The organism is Streptomyces sp. NPDC042364 (genome assembly GCF_056437585.1).
The window spans coordinates 1-8,936 of the sequence record NZ_JBWKAJ010000046.1 but is presented as its reverse complement, the minus strand read 5'-3'; the positions used below and the strand labels follow the sequence as shown (position 1 = coordinate 8,936).

At 72.0% G+C, this 8,936-nt stretch carries 2 protein-coding genes; both read left to right on the top strand.

All coding sequences use genetic code 11. From position 1 onward, the window contains the following. Positions 1-642 (top strand): acyl carrier protein (locus tag AC067N_RS38780; RefSeq protein ID WP_478683662.1); only part of this gene is annotated, 642 nt, incomplete at its 5' end. 60 nt (positions 643-702) lie between these two features. Further along, a partial coding sequence (locus AC067N_RS38775) for a type I polyketide synthase (RefSeq protein ID WP_478683661.1) occupies positions 703-8,936 on the top strand: 8,234 nt, incomplete at its 3' end.

Below are 8,936 nucleotides of genomic sequence, written 5' to 3'. Positions count from 1 at the left end.
GAGCGGTTCGCTCCCGCGTACACGAGTGTGCGTCCCAGCGCGCTGCTGACCGGCCTCCCCGAAACACACACCACCCCCGGCGACACCACCACCGGCCGGCAGGAGGACGAACGGGACTCCGGGCTGCGGCAGAAGCTGGCCGGTCAGCCGGCGGACGAGCGAGGTCAGGCACTGCTCGACCTGGTCCGTAGGCGGGCGGCCGACGTGCTGGGCCACGGCGACACCGCCGAGGTGGGATCGGGCCAGGCCTTCCGGGAACTGGGCGTCGACTCCCTCACCGCCGTCGAACTGCGCAACCGCCTCGCCGCCGAGACGGGCCTGAAACTGCCCAGCACCCTCGTCTTCGACTATCCGACGCCTCGCCATCTCGCGGCGTTCCTCGACACCGAACTGTTCGGCGCAGAGGAGGCCGAGCCGGAGACCGTCCTCGCGGCCGAGCTGGACCGGCTGGCCGCCACGATTTCAAGGCTTTCCCCAGATAACAGCGTCAGGACTCTCGCGAAGGCACGCCTGCGCAGCATGCTGACCGAGCTGGGTGATCAGGGCGAGGGCGAGCCCAAGGCCTCCGTCACCCAGCACCTCGAGGCGGCCTCGGACGACGAGATCTTCGACTTCATCAACCGGGAACTCGGCCGGTCCTGAGCGCCCGCGTCACCGCAGGCCTGATCGTTCCTACCGCTACGACGTATGGGGCACGTTCCAATGGCGAATGAAGACAAGCTCCGGGACTACCTCAAGTGGGTCACCGCCGACCTGGCCGAGACGCGTCGGCGGCTCCAGGAGCTGGAGGCCCGCGAGGACGAGCCGATCGCCATCGTCGGGATGAGCTGCCGGTTCCCCGGCGGGGTGCGGTCCCCCGAGGACTACTGGCAGCTCCTGGCCGACGGCACCGACGCCATCTCCGCATGGCCCACGGACCGCGGCTGGGACGCCGAGGCGCTCTACGACCCGGAGGCCCGGCGCGTGGACGGCAGCTACACCCGTGAGGGCGGCTTCGTCCACGACGCCGGCGACTTCGACCCGGCGTTCTTCGGGATCTCGCCGCGTGAGGCCGTCGCGATGGACCCCCAGCAGCGGTTGCTCCTGGAGGCGTCCTGGGAGGTGTTCGAGCACGCCGGCATCGACCCCGAGTCGGCGCGGGGCGCCCGCGCCGGAGTCTTCGTCGGATGCAGCAACCAGGAGTACGGCGCCGGGCTCGCAGACATCCCCGATGACGTACGGGGCCACCTGCTGACCGGCAACTCGACCTCCGTCGTATCCGGCCGCGTCTCGTACGTGCTCGGCCTGGAGGGGCCTGCGGTGACGGTGGACACCGCCTGTTCCTCCTCCCTGGTGGCGTTGCATCTGGCGGTGCAGGCGCTGCGGGGTGGTGAGTGTGATCTGGCGTTGGCCGGTGGTGTGACGGTGATGTCGACGCCGGGTGTGTTCGTGGAGTTCTCGCGGCAGCGGGGGCTTGCGGTGGACGGCCGGTGCAAGGCGTTCGCGGACGGCGCGGACGGCACGGGCTGGTCCGAGGGTGTGGGCATGCTGCTGGTGGAGCGGCTGTCGGACGCGCGGCGCCATGGTCATCGGGTGCTGGCGGTGGTGCGGGGGAGTGCGGTCAACCAGGACGGTGCGTCGAACGGTCTGACGGCGCCGAACGGTCCGTCGCAGCAGCGGGTGATCCGGCAGGCGCTGGCCGGTGCGGGACTGAAGCCGGCTGACGTGGACGCGGTGGAGGCGCACGGCACCGGTACGACGCTGGGTGACCCGATCGAGGCGCAGGCGTTGCTCGCCACCTACGGCCAGGACCGTGAACGGCCGCTGTGGTTGGGGTCGGTGAAGTCGAACATCGGCCACACGCAGGCCGCGGCGGGTGTCGCCGGCGTCATCAAGATGGTGCTGGCCATCAACCATGGTCTGCTGCCGCGCACGTTGCACGTGGACGAGCCGTCCTCGCACGTGGACTGGTCGGCCGGCTCGGTCGAACTGCTCACCCGGGAACAGCAGTGGCCGGGCGAGGAGGGCCGGCCGCGCCGCGCCGCCGTGTCCGCCTTCGGCGTGAGCGGTACCAACGCCCACGCCATCCTCGAGGAGGCACCCGCGGAGGAAGCCCCCGACGACACGCCCGCGACCGCCACCGACGACACCGCTTCCGCCGCCACCCCGGCGATGGCGAACCCGGCCCCCCGGGCACTGCCCTGGCTCCTGTCCGCCCGAACCCCCGAAGCGCTGCCCGCCCAGGCCACTCGCCTCCTCGCGCACCTGAGGGAACACCCCGGTGCCGCACCTCTCGACCTCGCCCGGTCGCTCGCCACGCACCGATCGGCACTCCAGTACCGCGCGGCCGTCATCGGCACCGACCACGACGAACTCGTCGGCGCACTCACCAAGTTCGCCCGAGGCGACCGCTCCGACGGCATCGTCACCGGCACCGCCCAGCCCGACGGTCGCACGGCCTTCCTCTTCGCGGGCCAGGGCGCCCAGCGGCTCGGCATGGGCCGTGAGCTCTACGACGAGCACCCGGTCTTCGCCGAGGCCTTCGACGCGGTGGACGCGGAACTGCCCTTCGATCTGCGGGAGATCGTGTTCGGTGAGGACGCGGACCTGCTGAACCGTACGGAGTTCGCGCAGCCGGCGCTGTTCGCGCTGGAGGTGGCCCTGTTCCGGTTGCTGGAGTCGTGGGGTGTCCGTCCGGACGTGCTGGCCGGTCACTCCATCGGTGAGATCGCTGCGGCGTATGTGGCGGGGGTGTGGTCGCTGGCGGACGCGTGCCGTCTGGTGGTGGCGCGGGGCCGGTTGATGCAGGCCCTGCCGGAGGGCGGTGCCATGGTCGCGCTCCAGGCCACCGAGGACGAGGTGCTGCCCCTGCTGGGTGACGAGGTGGGTATCGCCGCGGTCAACGGTCCCCGGGCCACCGTGATCTCGGGCGAGGCCCACGCCGTCGAGGAGATCGCGGACCACTTCCGCGGCCAGGACCGCAAGGTCACCGCGCTGCGGGTGAGCCATGCCTTCCACTCCCCGCTGATGGAACCCATGCTCGCCGCCTTCCGTGAGGTCGCCGAAAGCCTGTCGTACGAGCAGCCGCGGACACCCATCGTCTCCACCCTCACGGGCACCGCCGCCACCCCCGAGGACCTGTGCTCCCCGGACCACTGGGTGCGGCACGTGCGCGAGGCGGTCCGCTTCGCCGACGCCGTGCGCGCGCTCGCGGCACGCGGCACGACGCGTTACCTCGAACTCGGTCCCGACGGCACTCTCACCGCACTGGCCCAGGACTGCCCGGAGGCGGTCGCCGCCGGAGAAACCGGCGGCGGTGACGGCGCCCTGCTCACGCCCCTCCTGCGCAAGGACCGGGACGGGTCCGTCAGCACGGTCACGGCGCTCGCCCGCCTGCACGCCCACGGCGCCCCGGTGGCCTGGGAGGCCGTCCTGCCCGGCGGGCGCCGGGTGGACCTGCCGACGTACGCCTTCCAGCACCAGCGCTACTGGCTGACGGACCAGGGCCGCCCGGCCGCACGCGGTGGCGTGGACGGCGAGCAGCGAACCGGTGGTGCCGCCGAGACGGAGTTCTGGAACGCCGTCGAGCAGGGTGACCTCGGTTCCCTGGCCGAGTCGCTGGGGCTCACCGAGGAGTCCCTGACCGGCCTCGTACCGGCCCTGTCCTCCTGGCGGCGCCGTCGCCTGGAACGTTCCCGGGCGGACCAGTGGCTCTACCGGGCCCACTGGAAGCCGCTGGAGCCGTCGTCCGCCACCGTGCTCTCCGGCCGCTGGCTCGTACTCCTGCCCGAGGGCACCGGCCAGGACACCCGCACCGACGTCCTCACGGCGGAACTCGCCGCGCGCGGCGCCGTCCCCCAGGTGGTCGAACTCCCCACCACGCCCGAACGCGTCTCTCTCACCGCGCGGTTGGAGGAAGTCGCCGGCCACGACATCTCCGGGATCGTTCTCGACGCCGGAGCCCTCGCGGATGCGGCGGAGGCGTGCGGCACGGTGGCCGTCGTGCTGCAGGCGTCGGGTGATGCGGGTGTGGGTGGCCGGTTGTGGGTGCTGACGCGTGGTGGTGTGTCGGTGGGGCGCTCGGACGGTCCGGCCGATCCGGTGCAGGGTGCGGTGTGGGGTCTGGGCCGGGTGGCGGCGCTGGAGTATCCGGAGCGGTGGGGTGGTCTGGTCGATCTGCCGGAGGTGTTGGACCGGCGTGCCGTGAACCGTCTCATGGGTGTGCTGCTCGGTGACGGCATCGAGGACCAGGTGGCGGTGAGGCCGTCCGGTGTGCTGGGTCGCCGGTTGGAGCGGGTGCGTGCTGGTGGCGGTGAGGTGGGCTGGCGTCCGCGGGGGACGGTGCTGGTCACGGGTGGTACGGGTGCGCTGGGTGCGCGGGTGGCGCGGTGGGCGGTGTCGGAGGGTGCCGAGCATGTGGTGCTGGTGAGCCGTCGTGGGCTTGGGGCGCCGGGTGCGGAGGCGTTGCGTGAGGAATTGGTGGCCTGCGGGGTGCGGGTGAGTGTGGAGGCGTGTGATGTCTCCGACCGTGCTTCGGTGGAGGCTTTGCTGGGGTTGTATCCGGTGGATGCGGTGGTGCATACCGCGGGTGTGCTGGACGACGGTGTGATCGATGCGTTGACGCCGGAGCGGTTCGCGTCGGTGTTGCGGTCGAAGGCGCTGGGCGCGCTCAATCTGGACGAACTCACCCGCGACCGCGACCTGGACGCCTTCGTCCTCTTCTCCTCCTTCGCGGGAAGCATCGGAGCGGCGGGCCAGGGCAACTACGCCGCGGCGAACGCGTTTCTCGACACACTGGCCGGGCGGCGCCGGGCTGCGGGCCTGCCCGCCACCTCGGTCGCCTGGGGGCCGTGGGCAGACGGCGGCATGGCCGACGAGACCCGCTCCGCCTCGCGGATGCGCCGTGGCGGTGTCCTCCCCCTGGACGCCGAGACGGCCACGAACATCCTCGCTCGCGCCGTGGCCTCCGACAGCCCCGCCGTTGTCGTCGCCGACCTGGACTGGGCGGACTTCGCACCCGCCCTCACCCTGGCGCGCCCGAACCCGCTGATCACCTCACTGCCTGAGGCGCGCGCCGCCCTGGAAGCCGGCGCCTCGGGGGCCGGGCGCGGCGCGCTCGACGACCGCGCCGGACTGCTGGGCCGGCTGACCGGGCTCACCCCCGCCGCACAGGACCGTGTCCTGCTGGAGACGGTGCAGTCCTGTGCCGCCGCCGTCCTGGGCTACGCGGGCGCGTCCGCCGTACCGGCCGAGCGTGCCTTCCGTGACCTGGGCGTGGACTCCCTCATCGCGGTAGAACTCCGCAACGGCCTCAGTGCCCTCACGGGTGTCACCGGCCTTGCCGCCACGGTTGTGTTCGACTGTCCGACTCCGATGGCGCTCGCGCGGCACCTGCGGGAGCGGCTGCTCGGGGACACGACCGGGGCGGAGCCGGTCGTGCCGGCTGCCGCGGGTGTCGCCGTCGGTGACGATCCGGTGGTGATCGTCGGGATGGCGTGCCGGTTCCCGGGTGGGGTGCGGGACCCGGAGGGTCTGTGGCGGCTGCTGTCCGAGGGCGGCGATGCCGTGGGCCCGTTCCCGGCCGACCGCGGCTGGGACCTCGACGCGCTGTACGACCCGGAGGGTGAGCGCCCCGGAACCACGCTGGTCGACGTGGGTGCGTTCCTTGAGGGTGTGGGTGGTTTCGACGCGGGGTTCTTCGGGATGAGTCCGCGGGAGGCGTTGGCGACGGATCCGCAGCAGCGGTTGTTGCTGGAGACGTCGTGGGAGGCGTTGGAGCGGGCGGGGATCGCTCCGGGTGGGTTGCGGGGCAGCCGGACGGGGGTGTTCGCGGGGACGAACGGTCAGGATTACACGGGTCTGCTGCTGTCTTCGGGTGAGGACTTCGAGGGGCATGTGGGCACGGGTAACGCGGCGTCGGTGTTGTCGGGCCGGGTGTCGTACGTGCTGGGTTTGGAGGGTCCGGCGGTGACGGTGGACACGGCGTGTTCGTCGTCGCTGGTGGCGTTGCATCTGGCGGTGCAGGCGCTGCGGTCGGGTGAGTGTGATCTGGCGTTGGCCGGTGGTGTGACGGTGATGTCGACGCCGGGTGCGTTCGTGGAGTTCTCGCGGCAGCGGGGGCTTGCGGTGGACGGCCGGTGCAAGGCGTTCGCGGAGGGTGCGGACGGTACGGGGTGGGGTGAGGGTGTCGGTGTCGTGGTGGTGGAGCGGTTGTCGGACGCGCGGCGCCATGGTCATCGGGTGCTGGCGGTGGTGCGGGGGAGTGCGGTCAACCAGGACGGTGCGTCGAACGGTCTGACGGCGCCGAACGGTCCGTCGCAGCAGCGGGTGATCAGGGCGGCGTTGGCGGCCGGTGGTCTCAGCCCGTCGGATGTGGACGCGGTGGAGGCGCACGGCACGGGGACGGCGCTGGGTGACCCGATCGAGGCGCAGGCCCTGCTCGCCACCTACGGCCAGGACCGTGAACGGCCGTTGTGGTTGGGGTCGGTGAAGTCGAACATCGGTCATACACAGGCCGCGGCGGGTGTCGCGGGTGTGATCAAGATGGTGTTGGCGATGCGGCACGGTGTGCTGCCGCGGACGTTGCATGTGGATGAGCCGTCCGCACACGTGGACTGGTCGACCGGCTCGGTCGAGCTGCTCACTCAGGAACAGGAGTGGCCCGAGGCGGGGCACGTACGACGGGCGGGTGTGTCGGCGTTCGGTGTCTCGGGCACGAACGCGCACGTCATCCTGGAGCAGTCGGCCGCTGAGGAGGTCTCCGCCGATGCCGGCACCGATGTGCCGGTGGTGTCGTCGGTCGTTCCGTGGGTGGTGTCGGCGCGCAGCCGGGGGGCGTTGCGGGAGCAGGCCGGTCGGCTTGCCGGGTTCGTGGCCGATGACGAGACGCTGGACGCGGCCCGTGTCGGTGGTTCTCTGGTGCGGTCGCGGTCGGTGTTCGAGCACCGGGCCGTGGTGCTGGGTGCGGACCGTGCGGAGCTGCTGGGCGGTCTCGAGGCGGTGGCGGCGGGTGAGCCGGCCGCCGGTGCGGTCATCGGTGAGGTTGGGGAAGGCGGCCGTACGGCCTTCCTGTTCGCCGGGCAGGGCTCACAACGCCTTGGTATGGGACGTGAGTTGTACGAGGAGTTCCCGGTCTTCGCGGACACCTTCGACGCCGTGTGCGCCCATGTCGACACCGAACTCGGACTGCCGCTGCGTGAGGTGGTGTTCGGTGAGGACGCGGACCTGCTGAACCGTACGGAGTTCGCGCAGCCGGCGTTGTTCGCGCTGGAAGTCGCCCTGTTCCGGTTGCTGGAGTCGTGGGGTGTGCGCCCGGACGTGCTGGCGGGGCATTCGATCGGTGAGATCGCTGCGGCGTATGTGGCGGGGGTGTGGTCGCTGGCGGACGCGTGCCGTCTGGTGGTGGCCCGCGGCCGGTTGATGCAGGCCCTGCCGGAGGGCGGGGCGATGGTCGCGCTCCAGGCCACCGAGGACGAGGTGCTGCCCCTGCTGGGTGACGAGGTGGGCATCGCGGCGGTCAACGGTCCCCGGGCGGTGGTGGTCTCGGGTGCGGCGCGGGCGGTGGAGGACATCGCGGACCGCTTCCGTGCCCAGGACCGCAAGGTCACCACGCTGCGGGTGAGCCATGCCTTCCACTCCCCACTGATGGAACCCATGCTCGACGAGTTCCGGACGATCGTGGAAGAGCTCTCCTACGACCGTCCGAAGCTGCCCATCGTCTCCACCGTGACCGGCGAGGCCGTCACCGACGAGCTGACGGCGCCGGACTACTGGGTGGAGCACGTCCGCCGTACCGTCCGCTTCGCCGACGCCGTGGCCGCTCTCACCGAGCAGACCGTCACCAGGCACCTCGAACTCGGCCCCGACGGCACCCTCACCACACTTGCCCGGGACTGTGTTGCCGAGGAGGCACGGCTGTTCGTCCCGGCGCTGCGCAAGGGCCGGGCGGAGACCGGATCCGTGATCGCCGCCGTGGCCGCCGCCTTCACCCGTGGCGCGGAGGTGGACTGGTCGGCCCTGTTCCCCGCCGCGCGGCCGGTGGAGCTGCCGACGTATGCGTTCCAGCACCGGCGGTACTGGCCGGAGGTCGTGCGTCCGGAGCCGGTCACGGGTACCGGGGGTGAGATCGACGCGCGCTTCTGGGAGGCGGTGGAGCGCGAGGACCTCGAAGCCCTGGCGGGGACGCTGGAGTTGGAGCGGGAGGTCGTGGGGGCGGTGCTGCCGGCTCTGACCTCCTGGCGGCGGCAGAGTCAGGAACAGGCCGAGGTGGACCGCTACCGGTACCGCGTCGAGTGGCGGCCGCTGGCCGGCGTCTCCGCTTCCCCGACCCTGTCCGGGCGTTGGCTTGTGATCGAGCCGGCCGGGCACGCCGAGGACACCTGGAACCAGGCGGTGCTCGACGCCCTGGCAGCCCGTGGTGCCGAGGTGGAGCGGTTCGCCTACGAGGCCACCATGGACCGTGCGAGGCTCGCCGAGCGGCTGAAGGACACGGCCCCGGTCGCGGGTGTGGTGTCGTTGCTGGCCCTGTCGGACGAGGTGTCCGGGGACGGTGTGCCGGTCGCTGTGGCGGCCTCGTTGACGCTGGTGCAGGCCCTGGGCGACGCGGAGGTGACCGCCCCGCTGTGGGTCCTGACCCGGGGCGCCGTCTCCGTCGGGCGTTCGGACGGAGCCGTCGACGTTCGGCAAGGGGCGGTGTGGGGTCTGGGCCGTGTGGCGGCACTGGAGGCCCCCGACCGCTGGGGCGGCCTGATCGACCTGCCCGGCACGATCGACCGCCGCACGGCAGGCCGACTCGTGGCTGTGCTGGCGGGTGTGGGTGTCGAGGATCAGGTGGCGGTGCGGGCGTCGGGTGTGTTCGGGCGCCGGTTGGTGCGGGTGCGTGCTGGTGGTGGTGAGGGGGCTGGTTGGCGTCCGCGGGGGACGGTGCTGGTCACGGGTGGTACGGGTGCGTTGGGTGC